Below are 20,301 nucleotides of genomic sequence, written 5' to 3'. Positions count from 1 at the left end.
TTTACTAAAGAATAAGATTGTATAGAAGTTATAGGACGGTGATTAATATTGAATAAAGAATTTTTTATTAATAAAAGAGAGGAACTTGTAAACTTAATAGAGGATGGTTCGTTAGTAGTATTCTTTTCAGGATGTGCTCCACAAAAATCTGCTGATGAAAAATATGATTTTGTAGTTAATAAAAATTTTTATTATTTAACAGGAATAGAAAGAGAGAACTTTATACTACTTTTAGGTAAAAGAGATGGAAAATATGAAGAGACATTGTTTATTGAAAAAGTTAGCTTAAAAGAAGAAAAATGGACAGGAAAAAGATTAACTGAAGAAGAATCTAAGGAAATATCAGGTATTGAGAATATATACTCTTTACAAGAATTTAAAAACATGTTTAATAATCTTTTAAAGAATGACTATGAATACATATACTTAGACTTAGAAAAGACAAGCTGGGAATCTGTAGATACTCCTGCATTATCATTTGCAAAAGATATTAATAATAAGTATCCTTATCTAAAGATAAAGAATATATATGGATTAGTTTCTAGACTTAGAATGATAAAAAGTGAAGAAGAAGTAAAAGAAATACGAAAAGCTATAAAGATAACTAATGATGGGATTAAAAGTCTTATGAAGAATAGTAAAGTAGGAATGAAAGAGTATCAACTTGAAGCCTACTTTGACTTTACAATAAAAGTCTTAGGAGCAAAAAGACATTCGTTTAAAACAATAGCAGCATCAGGAGCAAATGCTACGATTCTTCACTATGACAAAAATGATAGTGAAATAAACAGTAATAATCTTATACTATTTGACTTAGGATCCCAATATAATAACTATTGTGCAGATATATCTAGGACATTTCCTATAAATGGTAGATTTACAGAAAGACAGAAGCAGATATATAATATAGTTTTAAAGGCACAGCAAGAAACTATAGAAGCTATTAGACCTGGAGTTAAGTATGCAAAATTAAATGAGATAACCAAAAAAGTTCTAATTGAAGAATGTAAGAAAATAAATCTTATAAATAAAGATAACGAAATATCGAAATATTACTATCATGGAGTCAGCCATTATTTAGGACTAGATACACATGATGTTGGAATATATGGCCCTGAGGTTGAATTAGAAGAAGGAATGGTAATAACTATAGAACCGGGTTTATATATAGAAGAAGAAAGTATAGGAATAAGGATAGAAGATAATATATTAGTAACTGAAGATGGATATGAAAATCTTTCCCAAAATATAATAAAGACAGTGGAAGATATAGAAAAATTTATGAATAATTAAGATAGTAAAATAATATAAAAAATAAACTGCATACTCCTTGATTTTATATATAAAAAACAAAGCAAGGAATATACAGTTTATTTTATTTTAAAAATTTTGAATATGTTTTAATTATCACTTGCAGCATGAGCTATTTTTGCACAAGCTGCTGCTACTATTCCACATATTAGATCATCTAAAAAAGTGTGTACTTTGTCAGAAGATTTACCTAATCTATCAAGTTCTCCTATTATACCTACTTTTACTTTATCTAGGTATCCAAAGTTAGTAAATCCAATGGAACCATATATGTTAGTTATGCTAAGTGCCAATATTTCATCTATACCATATAGTGATTCATCTTGCTTTACTATAGATAAAAGAGGTTCATCTAATAAATCTTTTTCAGCTAATTCATCTATTTGTATTCCAGTTAGTACTGCATTTTGAACCTCTCTTTTCTCTAAAATTCTTTCAACATTTTTAATACAGTATTCTAGAGTAATATTAACATAATTTTTTTGAAGATCATAAACTATTTTAGCAATATCTTCTACAGTAGCTCCTCTTTGCTCCATTTTCTTAATAACAATATCTTTCATAAGTTGGCCTCCCATATTTCCAATATATATCATGAGCTATAAGAAATAATAAACTATACGTGTTATTTCAAGTTGGTATAATAATTATATGAAAAATATTATCACATATATGATAACTAATCATAATTTTATAGTTTTGATTTTATTAAATTCAAAGCAGTATCCATACAGAAACTTAATTCTTTTATATTACTGCCACCACCTTGAACTAATTGAGAGTTTCCTCCACCACGACCAGATATCAGATCAATAACAGAATCAAATATTTCTTTCATATCTAGATCTATGTTTTCAGATCTTCCCAAAATTAATTGACATCTGTCATTTTCAACTAATCCAAGGATACACGTTGTATTAGTATTAGATATTATATTAGACGCTATGTATCTAATATCTTTTAAATTATTATTTTCAAATATTTTTTTTACTATTTTAATTTCATTAAACTTTATACAATTATATAGAAGTTCCTTACTCTTATACACTAAAAGCTCTTCTTTTAAACTAGATAAATCTTTTTGTAAGGATATATTTTCCTCTAAAAGTTTTTCCACTCCTTTATATGTATCATTATCTTTAAGAGAAAGTAAGGAGGAGATATCATTTATATAGTTATTTTTCCATGTATAATCTTTAAGTGCTCTGTTTCCACATACAAATTCTATTCTTGTATTTCCTTTGTATTTTTCCCATTTTCTAATTTTTAATATGCCTATTTCCCCAATATTTCTGCAGTGAGTACCGGCACATGGAGAAAAATCTATATTGTCTATTTCCACTATTCTTATATTAGAGTCAACTGTAGGTTGCTTTCTAAGAGGAAGCCTTGCTAAATCACTTTTTCCTACTGTGTAAGCTTTTATATTGAAATTAGAGTAAATTATTTTATTAGCAAATTTTTCGATTCTTTCTATATCATGATGAGTTAGTCTTGGAATAGTTACATCTATATATACATATTTACTTCCAAGATGAAAACCTACTGTATCCGCATTATAAAGTTTATATATAACTGCTGACAACAAATGTTGGCCTGTATGTTGCTGCATATGATCAAATCTAGTCTCCCAATCTATAGAAAGATTAACGTTTTTAGAATCTATATTATCATTAAGTACATGTACAATTTTTCCATTTTCTTCAAAAACATTTTTAACTTCTATATCATTCATAGTTCCTTTGTCTCGTGGCTGACCACCTGACATATGAGGATAAAAAATAGTTCTATTTAATGTTATATAGTATTCGTTATTTATACGTTCTTTTTTTATTACTTTAGCAGTAAATTCTCTTAAATAAGGATTTTCAATGTAAACTTTTTCTATCACATAATTCACCTCTTCTATTGCAAAGTGCTTGTACAAAATGAACTTAAAAAAATATATAGATAAATTTAATCTGGTTTTTTATCAGAATAATTTTCTAAAATTTCAATTTCACTACTCTTGATAGTCTTTATTTCACCATTTCTATTTATCACTTTATAGTATTTATCTCCTAAATTCAATAGATAATCCACTGTTTGAGTATTATCTTCTATTATACCTACTATTTCATTAGATGAGATAACTTTACCTTCACCCATGATAAAAAATTTGTATTTTTCTTTCCATATATATATTGTATCAAAATTCTTTTCAGTTACTAAGTCAAATTGTTTATTATTAAGATTAGTATCTGTATCTTTACTTTCATATTTTGATAAGTTTTTAGATACGAATAGAGTTAAGTCTTTAGTACCTTCTGAAACATGATCAATAACACTTTTTTCGACTAATTTAAACCATTTAGGATTTTTTAGAGAGGGATTAGTCCATTTTTCAAAAAGAAATGCCGTATAATCAGTAGATTGTCTAAATACTTCTTTAAATTGATTGTCTACTTTAGTGAATATTCTAGTAAAATTATCGATAAAATAGCTTCCAGTTTGTTCATCCAATAATTCTTCAACTATTATAAAACTTTTTTTATCAGACTCATTCTTTATAAAGGAGATATTCTTTATTTTAGTTAAGTTATCTATTTTATGAGAATATACATATTTATCATTGTAAGGCTTATATATAGCTATTGCTCCTAAGTCTTTAGATAAATTAACTCCAATAACAAGATCTTCTTCTAAAGTATCAATTATGTCTACAGGATATACCAATAACTCTATATATTCAGAGTAGTTTGACCAATCTTTATATCCCAAATCTTTTAAGAGTACTTCTTTTATAATAGATTCAGCTTCTTTTTTTAACTTTTCATTTTTCGAAAAATAGTTTTCTATAACTTTTTTATTTAATGTTTGTTTAACGGGATTAAATGTAGTTAGGCTTACATTGTTTAACTTAGACTCGTAATAAACCTTTCCTATAAAAGTAATAGTTAAAATGCAGAATATAATAGTTATTATTTTTAAAGTATTTTTCATATAATCACTCCCTTAGAGGATAAAAATAGTCTTACTTCAATACTTATTTTTGAAAAATGTTTTTATTCAATATTGATATTAAAATATAATAAGAAATAAACAAAATTTTAGGATAGATTCTTTAAAAAAGAATCTATATGAATTAAATTTGATTAAGTAAGTGCTTTTATTGCTGATAAAGATGGTTATCGATAAATTGCATAATAAAACTAAAATCTCTATATAATTGCTTATTAATAAATATGACTATAGAGTTATTAGGGTAATTTTATAAAAATATATATTATATAACTTGTAAGGAATGACAGATTCTATATATAATAGGTTTAAACAAATAGTAAATAATATTGATAGGTGATTATATGATAACTAATGAATATTTAAGAAAGATACCGCTTTTTTCTCAATTAAATGATAATGAGATAGAAAAAGTTAAATTAGTTACTAAGGAAAGATTCTTTAAAAGAGGAAACATAGTAATTTCAGAAGGAAGTAAAGGAGAGGCTGTATACATAATTAAGACAGGAAAAGTTAAGATATATAAAACTGATAGCAGTGGAAGAGAGGTTATATTAGATATTAAAGGAGAAGGAAAGATGTTTGCAGAAGTAACGTTATTTAGTGACATGCCTAATCCAGCTACGGTTATGACAATAGAAGATAGTTATATATATACTATTAGTAATATTGATATTGAAGATGTCATTAAAAATAATCCTGTCATGGCTTTAGAAATAATAAAGGTTTTAAATAAGAGACTACAAGAAGCACAATCAAAAGTGAAGAATATAGTATTAAATGATACATATGTTAGAACAGCGTATACATTAATAAAACTTTCTCAAAAATATGGGATAAAATTAGGTGATAAGATAGAACTTGATTTGAGTATTACTAGAGAGGAGTTAGCAAGTCTGGTAGGAACATCTAGAGAAACTGTAAGTAGAGCATTGAGTCAATTTAATAAAGAAAAGTCTATAGAAATAAAAGGAAGAAAAATAATAATATCCGATATAAATAAACTGAAGGAGTGGTTAAATTAGCAAATGAATACACTTATATATATAAATACTGCCTTAAGCAGTATTAGAAATCAAAATAGTAAGCATTTAGCACCCTATTTTATTATAATAGGTATGTTTATATTAGTATTTACATTCAATAGATTAGGAAGAAAGAAATATAAATAAACAAAAACTTGTATTTTTATATATTTATCAACGGACTTATATTTTCTCTATTAGAATTTCTAAGGAATTATGAGCAAAAATAATGTTAAAAGAAGAGGTACAATAAAGTGAGTAAAATTTTTAGTGATATACCCAGTTTTCATACATGGGATATTGTGGAGAAGATTAATAAAGGTTGGTCAAAAGATGAAAAGTATTATATCAAGGCTATAGATGGTAATGAATTATTACTTAGGATATCAGATATATCTCAATATGATAATAAGAAACGGGAATTTGAAGCTATAAAAAAGCTTGGTGATATTGATATTTTAATGTCCAGACCAATTGATTTCGGAATTTGTAATAACGGTCAATTAACATATTCTTTATTCACTTGGATTGAAGGAGAAGATGCAGAAAAAGTTATTCCTACATTAAGTGATAAAGATCAGTACCAACTTGGTGTTAAATCAGGGGAGTTTTTAAGGAAAATGCATCAAATCCCTCCAAAGAAAAATCAAGTGTCATGGGAAAAATATTATAACCGTAAAATCAATAGAAACATGACAAACTATAAAGAATGTGGTATTCATTTAGGAGGATCAGATAAAATAATCAAATATATTGAGCAAAATCGATATTTATTAGCAAGTCGTCCTCAGTCTTTTCAACATGGTGATTATCATGTTGGAAATATGATTGTTACAAAGTCTGGTGAACTAGGCATCATTGACTTTAATAGGTTTGATTATGGTGATCCATGGGAAGAATTTAATCGTATAACTTGGTGTGCAGGAATAAGTGCATTATTTGCATCGGGTCGTATTAATGGATATTTTAACAACAATGTTCCTGAACTATTTTTTAAACTAATGGCTTTATATATTGCAAGCAATCAACTTTCATCAATTCACTGGGCGATTCCATTTGGAAAGAAAGAAGTTGAAGTTATGATAAAACAAGCTGAAACTGTTTTAGGTTGGTATGATGAATTTCAAACATACATACCTAACTGGTATTTACCAAACTACATTGAATAGTATATTTTAATTAGTGATTATTTATAATAAAGTTTCTCTAATGCATTAGATATGTTTAATGGGTTAGAGAAACTTTATTTTTTTATGAATTTACAGAAACTAAGTCTTGATAGATATATAATAAAATCTTATTTATATTTAAATAACAATTGTAACGATACAATATATAAAAAGATAAAAAACACACTTGACTATACATACAATATTGGTATAAAATGATAATATCAATACAGAATGCAAAACGATTTACATAATAACAATTTTGTAATAGGGAGGTATTACAGTGAATTCAAAGATAAGAAGATTATCTTACTACGCTTTAATGATAGCATTAGTACTTGTAGCTACTGCTGCAATACAAATACCGATTCCTTTTACTAACGGATACATTCATGCTGGTGATAGTATGATTTTTATAGCAGGTATTATGTTAGGATGGAAAGGGGGAGCTATTTCAGGGGGATTAGGATCTGCTTTAGCTGATTTAATGCTTGGATATCCACACTGGTCTATTCCGACTTTAATTATTAAAAGTGTAATGGGTGGAATAGTAGGATTCATGTCTCAAGACTATGATGAAAAAAGATTAAACTCTCTAAAAAAAATGATATCTGTTATAATTAGTAGTGGATGGATAGTTTTAATGCTAGTATTAAAGAGCTTTTTAACAAAGAAAGTTGGAGGTTTTAGTAGTACGACTTATACAACTAATCTTATAACAAAACTTGAATTAGATGGAATTAGTAGCCTAAAAAACTTATATCAATCAGTCCAAACCTCACTTAGTTTAGCTTTAATATTAATACCAATTGTAATTATAATTTTATATATTATACTAAGACTTAAAGATAAAGAAATGTTTAGCTTAAGTAGTCTAATAGGGATTATATTAGCAGGAGTATGGATGGTAACAGGATACTATGTAGCTGGGGGAATATTACAAGGAAGTATGATTGCTTCTATATTTACTATTCCACCTAATATTATTCAATTTGTAGGTGGAATGGTAATAGCTTATCCTATTTTATTAGGACTTAAAAGAACAAAGTATTTTGAAGAAACATTAAAAAACTCTAAATCATCTTTATAGATTTAGAGTTTTTCTTTATTGAAAAATGAATATATAAATAAAAAAATGAATAAAAAATCATAAATATATTGACAATTAAGGATGAGTACGGTTATAATCAGATAAATATACTTTTGAAATAGCTTAAGTCTTGCATATGACGTGAATAAAATGGGAGGGAAGAATAGTGCCATTTAATTTAAAAGGAAGAAGTTTTCTAAAGTTATTAGACTTTACGTCAGATGAAATAACATACTTAATTGATTTAGCTGATGAGCTTAAGAGATTGAAGTATGCAGGAATAAAGCCTAGAAATTTAGAAGGAAAAAATATAGCATTAATATTTGAGAAACCTTCAACTAGAACAAGATGTGCTTTTGTGGTTGCTGCTGTTGATGAAGGAGCACATCCAGAATATTTAGGAAAAGATGATATTCAATTAGGAAAAAAAGAATCTGTAGCAGATACTGCTAGAGTATTAGGAAGAATGTTTGACGGAATACAGTTTAGAGGATTTAAACATGAAACAGTAGAAGAGCTTTCAAAATATGCAGGTGTTCCAGTATGGAATGGATTAACGGATAGATTTCATCCTACACAAATATTGGCTGATTTCTTAACTATAAAGGAGAAAAAGGGATATTTAAAAGGCATAAAGTTTGCTTATGTAGGTGATGGAAGAAATAACATGGCTAACTCTTTGATGATAGGTGCTGCAAAACTTGGGATGGATTTTAGAATAGTTGCTCCAAAAGAACTATATCCAGAGGTTGAATTAGTTAATATAGTGAAAGATATAATAAAAGATACAAATGGTAAATTAACTATAACAGATTCTATTAATGAAGGTGTAGATGGGGTAGATGTTATATATACTGATGTTTGGGTTTCAATGGGAGAAGAAGATCAATTTGAAGAAAGAATAAAGTTACTTAAGCCATATCAAGTAAATATGGATATGATAAATAAAGCAGATGATGAAGTTATATTCATGCATTGTTTACCGGCATTTCATGACAGAAAAACTAGCGTAGGAGAAGAAGTTTTTAATAAATATGGATTAGACGCAATGGAAGTTACAGATGAAGTGTTTGAAAGTAAATATTCAGTAGTATTCGATGAAGCTGAAAATAGAGTACATACTATAAAAGCAGTTATGGTTGCAACTCTAGGAAAATAGGAAGAACTTCTTAATGAAGTTCTTTTTTATTTTAGAATAGGACTATCATTGTTTATAACTATTTTATAATATATTATAAAATAGTTACTATAAGTCTTCACTAAGAAAATGGTTATATTTTACAATTTCATGGTTAAAAAAATTATTAAAATATACTATAATCATAATTAAGTATAGATTATGCAGTCTTTATATTTTTCTTAAATTTTATTAAATGTTTAAAATAAAAATGTTTAAGTAGGATTATGAATATGAAAAGACCATTTATTCATTTAGTTGTACCTTTTATGCTTGGAATTTATATATGTAACAAAATAGAAATTAATGTTAGCCTTAGTGCTTTCATGATACTAATTGTTATTATTATGAAAATAATATATATAATTTTTTTGAAAAGAAGAAATTATATATTTTTATGGATACTTTTTTTATTATTAGGTAATATGGCGGGATATAATCATTTAAATAAAAGTGAGTTAGATAGATTTTCTGATGAAAAAGTGTCTCTAAAAGGTGTTGTAAAGAATGAAGTGGTTAAAAGTAAAGGCTATGAAAAATATGTAATAGAAGTTAGTAATATAACTTATAAGAACAAACACTACAATGTAAAAGAAAAGCTAATATTAACAATATATGATAATTCAGATATAAGACTAGGAGATAACATATTAGTTAGGGATAAGATAAAGGTACCAAAAGAAAATACTAATCCTATGTTGTTCAACTATAAACTGTACTTACAGAGTAATGACATTTTTACAATTATGTCAACTAATAAGTATTCGGTTAATATAATTAAAAGAAATAATCTTAGTAAAGGAGAAAGAATATCTCAGAAATTTAAAAAGAAAATATCTTTTATACTGGATAAGAATCTAGATACTGAAAATAGTTCAATTATAAAGTCTATAATACTTGGAGATAGTACTTATCTTGATGAGAATACTCAGAATAAATTTAGAAACTTAGGGATAGCCCACGTGCTAGCAGTATCAGGACTACATATAGGAATAATATTTGCTTTTATACTATATATTTTAAACTTTTTGAAGGTTCATAGGAAAATAGCTAGTATATTAGCAATTATATTAATACTAATATATGGATATATAATAGGCTATCCACCGTCAGTGGTAAGATCTTCTGTCATGTTTAGTTTACTTATAGTATCGACTATAACATATAGAAGATATGATTCTATAAATATTCTAGCGTTATCAGCATTTATAATGTTAATATATAAACCTCTATGGTTATTTAATATGGGGTTCCAACTTTCATATGTAGCAACTCTTTCAATTCTTCTGTTTAATAGTAAAGTCAAAAAAATATTTTCAAATAAATTTAGATTTCTAGCTGATATACTATCACCAATTATATCTGTATACATAGGAATGTTGCCAATAAGTCTATATTATTTTAATAGCTTACAGATAATATCTATATTATCTAACTTAGTATTGGTACCATTATTGTCTTTAAGTTTAATAATATCTTTTATAATGATAATAACATATCTAATGAGTTCAATAGTTAGTAATGTTATAGGATATTTTATAAATATATTGCTAGTTATATTTACAAAGAGTATGAATTTAGTACATAATTTAAGTTATAACATAATTGTTCATTCACCTAATTTTATAGAGATGATAATGTATTATGTTTTAATTTGTATAGCTCTAAATATTATTAAGACTGACTTTTTAAACAGAAAGTTTATACGTATAATAAATTATTATTTAATATTAATTATATTTATAGTATCTACTAATTATTTAATTGAAGAATATGCTATTATTGACTTTATAGATGTAGGACAAGGTGATAGCTGTATTGTTAGATTAAAAGATAAAAATATACTTATAGATACAGGAGGAAGTATTTTAAATAATTTTGATGTTGGAAAGAATATAGTGCTTCCCTATTTACAGAAGAATGGAATAAATTCTCTAGATGGAGTATTTATTAGTCATTTCCATGAAGATCATGCTGAAGGACTACTATCTTTAATAGGGAATATAAAAATAAAAAATATATTTATAGGATATAAAAGCCAAAATAACAAACTTTACAGAGATATTATTAAATTATCCTCAAAGCATAATATTCCTATACGACTAATAAAAAAAGATGATAAAATTATATTAAATAAAAATAGTGCAATAGATATTCTAAGTCCTGAAAGGAAAGAGGATGTTAACTTTAAAAATGAAAATAATATGTCCTTGGTTTTTATATTAAAAACTTATAATAAATCACTTCTATTTACTGGTGATATAGAAAAGGAAAAAGAAAAGGATATTGTAAAAATAAATTATAAACATAAAGTAGATATAATAAAAATACCACATCATGGAAGTAAAACTTCATCAACTGAAGAATTTATAAAAAGGTTCGAACCAAGATATGGAATAATTCAAGTGGGAAAAAATAATTTTGGACATCCTAATAAAGAGGTCTTAGAGAATTATGAGAAACATGAGATAAAATTATATAGAAATGATACTATGGGACTTATAACTGTATTAATATCAGAAAATGATTTTAAAATAGAAAACTATTTAAAATCAAAACCAGTTCTAGAAGATGTACTTAAAAGTTATATATTAGACTTAGGAATTATATCTATGTATATGATAATATGGATAGTGATGATATATAATTATAAACTAAGTGATTTAGATAAGATAAACATAGATGATGAGGTGCTTATATGAGTTATAAAGACTTTTTAAGAGATGTAGAAAAAAATGAGCTGAAGAAAGTATATTTGATTTTTGGAAAAGAAATGTACTTAAAAGATATGTTATTATCCACATTAAAAAATAAATATATAGACAAGGCATTTGAGTCCTTAAACTACATACATATGGATGGCAAGTCTATAAGTTCTGATATGATAATAAATGCTTGCGAGACACTTCCATTTATGGCGGATAAAAAGATTGTAGTAGTAGAGGATTTATCTAGCTTTAAAAGTGGAAATAAAGAAGGGAATTTTAGTGGTGAAGAGGATTTAATTAAATACATACCAAAAATAAGTGACTTTTGTTGCCTAGTTTTTATTATAAAAGAAGATAAAGTAGATAGTAGAAAAAAGATAGTTAAAAGTATAAAAAAAGAAGGATTAATAGTACAACTGGATAAGCTCAAAGATGAAGAATTGAATAAATGGGTGATAGACATATTTAAGAAGAACAATAAAAAACTTGTAAGGAATGTATTGATTCATTTTATACAGTGTTCATCTTATTTTGATACTAACACTAATAAAACTCTATATGATCTGGAAAATGAAATATTTAAAATATGTAACTATATGGGAGAAAGAGAGGAAGTAACTAAAGAAGATATAGATAAAATGATAACAAAATCCTTACAAAACAATATATTTAAACTTGTAGATTTTATTGGACAAAGAAATTCTTCTAATGCATTATCTGTATTTAACGAAATGATAATGGAAGATGAACCACTTCAAGTTATATTACATATGGTTATTAGGCAATTCAGACTCTTACTTATGACTAAGTTGTTGAATGAAAAAGGATATAGTCAAGGAAACATAGCTCAAAAAATTGGTATACATACTTTTGTTGTCCAAAAGCTAACTTCTCAATGTAGAAACTTTAATAGTGATGAATTAACTAATATATTAAAAGCCTGTATGGAACTAGATCAGAACATAAAGACAGGAAAGGTAGATGGTAAGATAGGTATAGAAATATTGATAGTAGAGATTTCTAATAAGATAAAGAAAATAAACTAAAAACTTCGGGCACTGCCCGAAGTTCGTTTATTTAACGGAAACTATATAGCTTCGTTTAATTTCTTTGCTAAACGACTAATTTTTCTTGAAACCGCATTTCTGTGAATAGTATTCTTAGCAGCAGCTCTTGAAAGTTTTTTCTCAACAATTTTAAGTAATCCTTTAGCTTCATCAAGATTTCCGTTTTCTAAAGCGTTATCAAACTTTGTTATATAAGTTTTGATTTCAGATTTTCTTGACTTATTTATACCAGTTTTAACTTTGATAACATCAATTCTCTTTTTAGCTGATTTTATATTTGCCAACAGGTTCACCCCCTTCGAATGCAATTAACAAAGGTAATTTTATCACGAAGACTGATAAAATGCAAGGAAAATATGCTATTTGTTTTATTAACAATAAATATAAAAAGTATACAGTTTAGGAATAATAAATATATAAAAAACACAAATTAATATATGAAAAACTTATACATAGTTTTAATATGATATTTTATCAAAAACTAACTGGAGGAGATAGATAAATGTTTCAAGTTAGAACAGATTTAGCAGTTGAAGCTAGAGAGTTATATAAAGAAAGTAACAATATGGAAGTGTCAGGGGTAGAAGTCGAAAAAAAAGAAGAAGAAAATTACTCAATAACAAGGGTTAAGGTTCTAAATGAATCAGGAGCAGAAAAAATGGGAAAACCTATAGGAATATATACTACTATTGAAGTTCCTGCTCTTAAGAAAGCTGATCAAGATTTAAAAGATGAGATTAGTAAAGTATTATCTAAAGAATTAAAGGAAATTATAAAACCAGATAAACAGACAAAGTCATTGGTTGTAGGATTAGGAAACTGGAATGTAACACCAGATGCATTAGGACCTAAAGTTATTGAAAAAGTGTATGTAACTAGACATTTTTTTAAAGCATATGAAAAGACAGAAGATGAAACTATGTCAAATGTTTCTGCTATATCACCTGGAGTAATGGGGCTTACAGGAATAGAAACTAGCGAAACTATAAAAGGTATAGTAGAGAAAACTAATCCTGATGTAGTGGTTGCAATAGATGCACTAGCTTCCAGAAAAATGGATAGGGTAAGTACTACTATACAAATAACGGATACTGGTATAAGTCCAGGATCTGGAGTTGGAAATCAGAGAAAGACTTTAAATAAAGAATACTTAGGAGTTCCTGTGATAGCTATTGGAATACCTACAGTTGTAGATGCTGCTACTATGGTAAGTGACACGATGGACTTAATAATAGGAAGTATGAAGAAACAATCAGAAGCAGGAACTCAGTTCTATGAAATATTGGAACAATTAAACTCACAAGATAAGTATGAACTTATAAAAGAAGTTTTGACTCCTTTTATGCCTAACATAGTAGTAACTCCAAAAGAAATAGATGATATGATAAATGACCTTTCACAGGTAGTTGCAAATGCAATAAATATTTCATTACATCATGGTATAGATCTAAAAGATGTAAATAGATATTTAAACTAAAATTCACAGTTTTCAGCTGTGATTTTTTTTGATTTAAAATCAATCATAATATTAATAAGACAAGAATATAATCTTATATAATTTTAAAACACTTTAGAAAAAGTTAGGAGTGTTAAATGTGATTAGAAAGATTAGAAATACTAAAGGATTAATACCTATTATAATATGTGTTCTTTGTATAGCAAATTTAGCATTAGGATTTGAGCTAATTAAAAAAATTACAAAGACAGAGAGATTGGGGATTAATAGAGAAGTAAATGTTGGACAAGAGGAGACAGTATCAACTTTTAGCAATTCTAAAAACAACGCAGATAACAAATCAATTGAAAATAAAAATTTAAAAAAAGAAACAAAACAAGAGACTAAACTAAATAGTAATAAAAAATCTAATGATAAATTAAGTAATATTTTAATGAGGCTACTTATAGATAGTAATGCTTATATGAATGTAGCTTTTGAAGAAAATTATAAAAAAGATAGAAAAATAGAGACTATATCTACAACTGATTATGTTATATCTAAAGTTTCTAGGTTTTTCGAACCAAAAAAATACTTAAAAAGTCAGTTACCTGCAATATTAAATCTAGTAGATGATGAAAGAAAAATTCAAACTGTTGATAAAAATATCAAGAATGAAAAATATGAAGATATAGTTTTTGTTGAAGATTTCGCAGAATCGACTGAAGGTGTAGAAATAACTTCAACAGAAGACAATAATTCTGGACAAAAGCCTAATTCTATAAAAATAAATGATGCAGATCCTTATATTTTAATATACCATACACATGGAACAGAATCTTTTTTACCAGCTACAGAAGGAAACTTTCACTCTACTAGGAGAGAATATAATATATTAACTATAGGTGAAATAGTAGGTACAGTCTTAAAAGAAAAAGGACATAAATTGAAACATATAGATATGTATCATGATACACCATCTTTTAATAAATCATATGTAAGATCTTTGGAAACTGTGAAAGATGAATTAAATAAGAATAAAAATTTAAAGGTACTCCTTGATATACATAGAGATGGAGTAGACGAGAAAAATGTTCAATATGCTGCAAAAATTAAGGAAAGATCTAAAATAAAAGTAAATGGAAAAGATGTAGCTACATTTTCGTTAGTAGTTGGACCACAAAATCCTAATAAAGATAAATTATTAGAATTTGCTAGATATATAAAAGAAGTTGCAAATCAAATGTATCCTGGAATATGTAGAGGAGTTACAGTAAAATCCTATGGTAAATTTAATCAATATGTTAGTGATTATTCTGCACTAATAGAAGTGGGAAGTAACTTAAACACTATAGAAGAAGCTAAGGAAAGTGGAAAACTATTAGGAGAGATATTAAACAAAGTAATAACAGATATAAAACAGGAATAATGTAAAAAAATAGATAAAATGAACAAAGAAAGATATAAGTCGTCTTTCTTTTTCTTCATAAAAAATGGTATAATGGATTTTATAACACGTTGATGATAAGAGGGGGTAACTATGAGCGCAAGACAAGAAGCAAAAGAATGGATAAAATGTATAGTTGTATCAATAGTAATAGCATTTATTATAAGAACTTTTTTATTTAATAGTACAAAAGTTTTGGGTAGTTCTATGTATCCTACTTTACATGAAAATGATAGGCTATTTACGAATAGAATAGTATACACTTTAGGAGAACCAAAAAGAGGGGATATAGTTATATTAAAAGCACCAGATGATAAAAATAAAGACTATATAAAAAGGATAATAGGTGTAGCAGGAGATAAAGTAGAAATAAAAGATGGTAAAGTATATGTTAATGGAGAAGAGATAAAAGAAGATTATACCGAAAAAGGAGCTTATACTTATTCGGATGAAAGTATGTGGGAAGTTCCAAAAGGTAGTGTATTTGTACTAGGAGATAATAGACAAATGGGGGCTAGTAAAGATAGTAGAGCTTTAGGATTAATTCCTGTTGATCTTATAAAAGGAAAAGCATCATATAGATATTTTCCTATAGATAGATTTGGATCACTTTATAAGTAAAAAAATAAAATATAATTTATAATTACTGTAACCAAATTGAAATATAAATGATTATGTTTCATAAAGGGAAAATAATACTAATAGAGAAAGATATATATATCTTTCTTTTTTTATTTATAAGTTACTATTAATTAAGTCATATACAATTGGAGGGGGATTATGATATTTAATGGAAAAATGAAAAAAGAAATAAAAGGATGGGTAAAATGTATAACAATATCCATTGTCGTAGGTTTATTTGTAAGAATGTTTTTATTTAATAATACAAAAGTATCAGGACAATCTATGTATCCTACATTATATGATAATGATAGACTTTTCACTAATAAACTAGCATATTCTTTAGGAGAACCAAAAAGAGGAGATATAGTAGTATTAGATGCTCCTACAGAGCCTGGAAAAAGATACATAAAAAGAGTAGTGGGGATATCAGGTGATAAAATAGAAATAAAAGATGGAAAAGTATATGTTAATAACAATGAGTTGAAAGAAAAATACATAAAAAAGGGTGTTCAAACATATTCGGAACAAAATATCTGGGAAGTTCCAAAAGGTCATGTGTTTGTACTAGGAGATAATCGATTAGCTAGCGAAGATAGTAGAATGTTAGGTACCGTTCCTATTAACTCTATAAAAGAAAAAGCATCATATAGATATTTTCCTTTAAACAGATTTGGCTCATTGAATAACTAAAGAATAGAAAATCTTTAAAAAGCTCATAATAATCTTGGTGATTATTATGGGAACTAGAATGGAACGATATGAAAGGAAGCAACGTCAGAAAAGCAAAAATAAGCTAAAAGTTTTTTTTATACTAGCTTTAGTAATAGGTCTTATATTCGGACTTAGCCTATTAGATGATATACTAAGAAATATGACTGATACTAAGGAACAACAAATCTATGGGATAAAACTGGAAGATGATAGTTATACTATTCAACTGTTTGGTAAGGATTATACTATAGATCAAGAAATTATAAATAGCATAATAAATAATATTAAATCTGCTGGAGAAAATGTAATAGATATAGTTGACAAATATAAAGATAAAATATTAAATAAATAAAAGACCAGATTAATCTGGTCTTTTAACTGTTTTTTTATTATGCTATAATTGTTTAGTATTAGTACTTCCATTTATCAAGGAGGATAAATATGACACAGGATAGACAAAACAGAATAAGGAATTTTTCGATAATAGCTCATATAGATCATGGAAAATCTACACTTGCAGATAGACTTATAGAAAAAACAGGTCTTTTAACACAAAGAGAAATGCAAGATCAGTTATTGGATAACATGGATTTAGAGAGAGAAAGAGGAATAACAATAAAACTGCAAACAACAAGACTTATATATAAAGCTAAAGATGGTAAGGAATATTATCTTAATCTTATAGATACTCCAGGACATGTTGACTTTAATTATGAAGTTTCTAGAAGTCTAGCAGCATGTGAAGGTGCAATACTTATAGTTGATGCGGCTCAAGGAATAGAAGCACAAACTTTAGCCAATGTTTATTTAGCACTTGATCAAGATCTAGAGATTGTACCAGTTATAAATAAAATTGATCTACCTAGTGCTAGACCAGATGAAATAAAGCAAGAGATAGAGGATGTAATAGGATTGGATGCCTCAAATGCGCCATTGATATCTGCAAAAGAAGGATTAAATATAGAAGATGTATTAGAGAGTATAGTTAATGAGATACCATCTCCTAAAGGTGATAAAAATAATCCTTTAAAAGCTCTTATTTTTGATTCATACTATGACAATTATAAAGGTGTTGTTGCACTAATAAGAGTAGTAGAGGGAACTATAAAGCCTGGTATGGAAATAAAAATGATGGCTACGAATAAAAAGTTTGAAGTTACAGAAGTAGGTGTATTTGCTCCAAGACAAATACAAGTTAATGAACTATCAGCTGGAGAAGTAGGTTACGTGTCAGCAAGTATAAAGAATGTAAAAGATGCGACAGTGGGAGATACAATAACAGATGCAGATAATCCAACAAGTGAACCATTACCAGGATATAAGAAAGTTACTCCTATGGTATATTGTGGGATTTATCCTGCTGAAGGAGAAGATTATAATAACATAAGAGAAGCTTTAGAAAAATTGCAAGTAAATGATGCGTCACTAACGTTTGAAGCTGAAAACTCTGTAGCCCTAGGATTTGGATTTAGATGTGGATTTTTAGGACTATTACACATGGAAATAATTCAAGAAAGATTAGAAAGAGAATTTAATCTAAATATAATAACTACTGCACCAAGTGTTATATATAGAATTATGAAAAAAAGTGGGGAAGAGATAATGCTACAAAACCCTACGAATCTACCACCTTTAACGGAAATAGAATATATGGAAGAACCTATTGTAAATGTCTCTATAATGACTCCAACAGATTATGTAGGAGCTATAATGGAGCTATGTCAGAATAGAAGAGGAACTTTCAAGGATATGGAGTATATGGAACAGACCAGGGTTACTATGAACTATGAGCTTCCTTTGAATGAAGTTATATATGACTTTTTTGATGCTTTAAAATCAAAAACAAAAGGATATGCATCTTTAGATTATGAATTAAAAGGATATCAAAAATCAAGCTTAGTAAAGATGGATATAGTTATAAATGGAGAGTTAGTAGATGCATTCTCTGTTATAGTACATCAAGATAAGGCTTATGAAAGAGGAAGAATGATAGCAGAAAAGCTAAAGGATGTTATACCTAGACATCAATTTGCAATACCTATACAAGCATCAGTAGGTGGAAAAGTAATTGCAAGAGAAACAGTAAGAGCATTAAGAAAAGATGTACTGGCAAAATGCTACGGTGGAGACATTAGTAGAAAGAAAAAGCTACTAGAAAAACAAAAAGAGGGTAAAAAGAGAATGAGACAGCTAGGAAACGTAGAAGTTCCTCAAGAAGCATTTCTAGCAGTGCTTAAATATGATGATAAGTAAAAAAATGCACACTTAAAGTGTGCATTTTTTAAAAGGAGAGATAAAGAAATTAATGAACATGGAAAAGAAAGACTTAGGACTTTACATTCATATACCCTTCTGTGAAAGTAAGTGTTATTACTGTGATTTTAATTCTCATGTAAATAAAAACTATCTAGTAGAAAAATATATTATGTATTTAAAAAAAGAACTTGATTTGTATATTAATGATTTAAAGGGATATAATTTAAAAACGATATTCTTTGGAGGAGGAACCCCTTCAGCTATAGACGAAAAATATATTTACGATATATTGAACCACATATATAAAAATGCAGATATATCACATTTGAAAGAGATTACATTAGAAGCTAATCCAAAAACTTTGAATACTGAAAAACTAAAAGTATATAAATCATTAGGAATAAATAGAATAAGTTTAGGGGTACAAACTTTAAATGATAGTTTATTAACTCAAATAGGTAGAATTCATACTACTCGTGACTTTCTTGATACCTATGAATTAATTAGAAGTCAAGGTTTTGAAAATATAAATACAGATATAATGTTTAACTTGCCAAATCAAACATATAAAGACGTCATCAAAACTTTAAAAGAGATTATAAAATTAGATATAAAACACATATCATATTATAGTTTGAAGATAGAAGAGGGAACACCATTTCATGTTAAATATGAAAAAGATGAACTAAGACTTCCAGAAGAAGATGTAGAGAGAAAGATGTATCATGGAGCAATAGAATTGTTGGAGAAAAATGGATATAAACAATATGAAATATCTAATTTTGCAAAACAGGGATATGAGTGTAATCATAACATCATCTATTGGAAAGTAAAACCTTATATTGGAGTTGGATTATCAGCTCATTCAAATATAAATTCTTATAGATATGGAAATACAGAAAAATTTGAAGAATACTTTAAAATGATAGATGAGAACAAACTTCCAATATACGAAGAAGAGAAGGAATTCATAGATAAAGATATGGAAATTGCAGAATATATAATATTAGGACTTAGACTAATACATGGGATAAATAAAGAATATTTTAGTAAGAGATTTGGTATTACAATAAGAGATGTATTAGGTAAAAAATTAGACAAATTTATCGAAGAAGGATTATTAGAAGAAAATGATTATAATGTAAAACTTACTAAAAAAGGATTAGATTTATGTAATATTGTTTTTATGGAGGTACTTCCTTAAAAAACAATGTAAATGAGATTAAATAGCTTATAAATCTTTAAAAAAGGTATTGACAAAATAATTTAACAATGATAATT

18 protein-coding genes are annotated in these 20,301 nt (G+C 26.9%); 14 read left to right on the top strand and 4 right to left on the bottom strand.

The genetic code is table 11. The features are described 5' to 3' along the window. Positions 1 to 48: 48 nt before the first annotated feature. Positions 49 to 1,293, top strand: a complete 1,245-nt coding sequence (locus tag CLPU_RS04040; RefSeq protein ID WP_050354369.1) for an aminopeptidase P family protein — start codon at positions 49 to 51, stop codon at positions 1,291 to 1,293. Between the two features lie 107 nt (positions 1,294 to 1,400). Here CLPU_RS04040 and CLPU_RS04035 read toward each other — a convergent pair whose 3' ends face one another. From CLPU_RS04035 to CLPU_RS04025, 3 genes are all read right to left on the bottom strand, one after another. Further along, positions 1,401 to 1,874: a phosphatidylglycerophosphatase A family protein gene (locus CLPU_RS04035; protein WP_050354368.1), complete on the bottom strand. Its 474-nt coding sequence runs from the start codon at positions 1,872 to 1,874 to the stop codon at positions 1,401 to 1,403. Between the two features lie 128 nt (positions 1,875 to 2,002). Beyond that, positions 2,003 to 3,202: an alanyl-tRNA editing protein gene (locus CLPU_RS04030; protein WP_050354367.1), complete on the bottom strand. Its 1,200-nt coding sequence runs from the start codon at positions 3,200 to 3,202 to the stop codon at positions 2,003 to 2,005. Between the two features lie 65 nt (positions 3,203 to 3,267). Next, positions 3,268 to 4,293, bottom strand: a complete 1,026-nt coding sequence (locus CLPU_RS04025; RefSeq protein WP_050354366.1) for a hypothetical protein — start codon at positions 4,291 to 4,293, stop codon at positions 3,268 to 3,270. A gap of 362 nt (positions 4,294 to 4,655) precedes the next feature. On the opposite strand from CLPU_RS04025, the gene CLPU_RS04020 reads away from it, so the two are divergent. The 6 genes from CLPU_RS04020 to holA all read left to right on the top strand — a co-directional run bounded on the left by CLPU_RS04020 (position 4,656) and on the right by holA (position 12,526). Beyond that, positions 4,656 to 5,336, top strand: a complete 681-nt coding sequence (locus CLPU_RS04020; RefSeq protein WP_050354365.1) for a Crp/Fnr family transcriptional regulator — start codon at positions 4,656 to 4,658, stop codon at positions 5,334 to 5,336. 254 nt (positions 5,337 to 5,590) lie between these two features. After that, complete coding sequence (locus tag CLPU_RS04015) at positions 5,591 to 6,505, top strand: aminoglycoside phosphotransferase family protein (RefSeq protein WP_050354364.1); 915 nt, start codon at positions 5,591 to 5,593, stop codon at positions 6,503 to 6,505. A gap of 283 nt (positions 6,506 to 6,788) precedes the next feature. Continuing rightward, complete coding sequence (locus CLPU_RS04010) at positions 6,789 to 7,595, top strand: ECF transporter S component (protein ID WP_050354363.1); 807 nt, start codon at positions 6,789 to 6,791, stop codon at positions 7,593 to 7,595. A 166-nt stretch (positions 7,596 to 7,761) separates the two neighbouring features. Beyond that, on the top strand, positions 7,762 to 8,754 hold the full coding sequence (gene argF / locus CLPU_RS04005; protein ID WP_050354362.1) for an ornithine carbamoyltransferase: 993 nt from the start codon (positions 7,762 to 7,764) through the stop codon (positions 8,752 to 8,754). 251 nt (positions 8,755 to 9,005) lie between these two features. Continuing rightward, on the top strand, positions 9,006 to 11,474 hold the full coding sequence (locus CLPU_RS04000; RefSeq protein ID WP_050354361.1) for a DNA internalization-related competence protein ComEC/Rec2: 2,469 nt from the start codon (positions 9,006 to 9,008) through the stop codon (positions 11,472 to 11,474). Then, the gene (gene holA, locus CLPU_RS03995) at positions 11,471 to 12,526 is read left to right on the top strand and encodes a DNA polymerase III subunit delta (protein ID WP_050354360.1); all 1,056 of its coding nucleotides are present in this window, start codon (positions 11,471 to 11,473) and stop codon (positions 12,524 to 12,526) included. Before CLPU_RS04000 ends, holA begins: the two co-directional genes overlap by 4 nt. 41 nt (positions 12,527 to 12,567) lie before the next feature. Here the strand turns inward: holA and rpsT are convergent, their stop codons facing one another. Further along, a complete protein-coding gene (rpsT, locus tag CLPU_RS03990) occupies positions 12,568 to 12,831 on the bottom strand; it encodes a 30S ribosomal protein S20 (protein WP_050354359.1) in 264 nt (87 codons plus the stop codon). Between the two features lie 218 nt (positions 12,832 to 13,049). Here rpsT and gpr point away from each other — a divergent pair, with 218 nt between their 5' ends. From gpr to hemW, 7 genes are all read left to right on the top strand, one after another. Continuing rightward, positions 13,050 to 14,024, top strand: a complete 975-nt coding sequence (gene gpr / locus CLPU_RS03985) for a GPR endopeptidase (protein WP_050354358.1) — start codon at positions 13,050 to 13,052, stop codon at positions 14,022 to 14,024. 118 nt (positions 14,025 to 14,142) lie between these two features. Beyond that, positions 14,143 to 15,411 (top strand): stage II sporulation protein P, encoded by a 1,269-nt coding sequence (spoIIP, locus tag CLPU_RS03980; protein WP_050354357.1) that lies wholly within the window; start codon positions 14,143 to 14,145, stop codon positions 15,409 to 15,411. A 111-nt stretch (positions 15,412 to 15,522) separates the two neighbouring features. Beyond that, on the top strand, positions 15,523 to 16,050 hold the full coding sequence (gene lepB / locus CLPU_RS03975; RefSeq protein WP_050354356.1) for a signal peptidase I: 528 nt from the start codon (positions 15,523 to 15,525) through the stop codon (positions 16,048 to 16,050). A 159-nt stretch (positions 16,051 to 16,209) separates the two neighbouring features. Then, the gene (gene lepB, locus CLPU_RS03970) at positions 16,210 to 16,743 is read left to right on the top strand and encodes a signal peptidase I (RefSeq protein WP_200898478.1); all 534 of its coding nucleotides are present in this window, start codon (positions 16,210 to 16,212) and stop codon (positions 16,741 to 16,743) included. A 46-nt stretch (positions 16,744 to 16,789) separates the two neighbouring features. Beyond that, a complete protein-coding gene (locus tag CLPU_RS03965; protein ID WP_050354355.1) occupies positions 16,790 to 17,116 on the top strand; it encodes a hypothetical protein in 327 nt (108 codons plus the stop codon). An 89-nt stretch (positions 17,117 to 17,205) separates the two neighbouring features. After that, positions 17,206 to 19,017, top strand: coding sequence for a translation elongation factor 4 (lepA, locus tag CLPU_RS03960; protein ID WP_050354354.1), 1,812 nt, complete (start codon positions 17,206 to 17,208; stop codon positions 19,015 to 19,017). 52 nt (positions 19,018 to 19,069) lie between these two features. Continuing rightward, positions 19,070 to 20,224, top strand: a complete 1,155-nt coding sequence (gene hemW, locus CLPU_RS03955) for a radical SAM family heme chaperone HemW (RefSeq protein ID WP_235436097.1) — start codon at positions 19,070 to 19,072, stop codon at positions 20,222 to 20,224. Positions 20,225 to 20,301: the final 77 nt, after the last annotated feature.

The sequence above is a fragment of the Gottschalkia purinilytica genome, assembly GCF_001190785.1.
In the GTDB taxonomy this organism is placed as follows: Bacteria; Bacillota; Clostridia; order Tissierellales; family Gottschalkiaceae; genus Gottschalkia_A; species Gottschalkia_A purinilytica.
Note: the sequence above shows the minus strand (reverse complement) of the source record. Positions and strands in the feature narration are given on the sequence as shown.

Bases quoted from the DNA above. Each gene is read 5' to 3' on its own strand.
- holA (WP_050354360.1), top strand. From the start codon at position 11,471: ATGAGTTATAAAGACTTTTTAAGAGATGTAGAAAAAAATGAGCTGAAG.
- gpr (WP_050354358.1), top strand. From the start codon at position 13,050: ATGTTTCAAGTTAGAACAGATTTAGCAGTTGAAGCTAGAGAGTTATAT.
- CLPU_RS04025 (WP_050354366.1), bottom strand. From the start codon at position 4,293: ATGAAAAATACTTTAAAAATAATAACTATTATATTCTGCATTTTAACT.
- lepB (WP_050354356.1), top strand. From the start codon at position 15,523: ATGAGCGCAAGACAAGAAGCAAAAGAATGGATAAAATGTATAGTTGTA.
- hemW (WP_235436097.1), top strand. From the start codon at position 19,070: ATGAACATGGAAAAGAAAGACTTAGGACTTTACATTCATATACCCTTC.
- CLPU_RS04000 (WP_050354361.1), top strand. From the start codon at position 9,006: ATGAAAAGACCATTTATTCATTTAGTTGTACCTTTTATGCTTGGAATT.
- lepB (WP_200898478.1), top strand. From the start codon at position 16,210: ATGATATTTAATGGAAAAATGAAAAAAGAAATAAAAGGATGGGTAAAA.
- CLPU_RS03965 (WP_050354355.1), top strand. From the start codon at position 16,790: ATGGGAACTAGAATGGAACGATATGAAAGGAAGCAACGTCAGAAAAGC.
- CLPU_RS04020 (WP_050354365.1), top strand. From the start codon at position 4,656: ATGATAACTAATGAATATTTAAGAAAGATACCGCTTTTTTCTCAATTA.
- lepA (WP_050354354.1), top strand. From the start codon at position 17,206: ATGACACAGGATAGACAAAACAGAATAAGGAATTTTTCGATAATAGCT.
- CLPU_RS04035 (WP_050354368.1), bottom strand. From the start codon at position 1,874: ATGAAAGATATTGTTATTAAGAAAATGGAGCAAAGAGGAGCTACTGTA.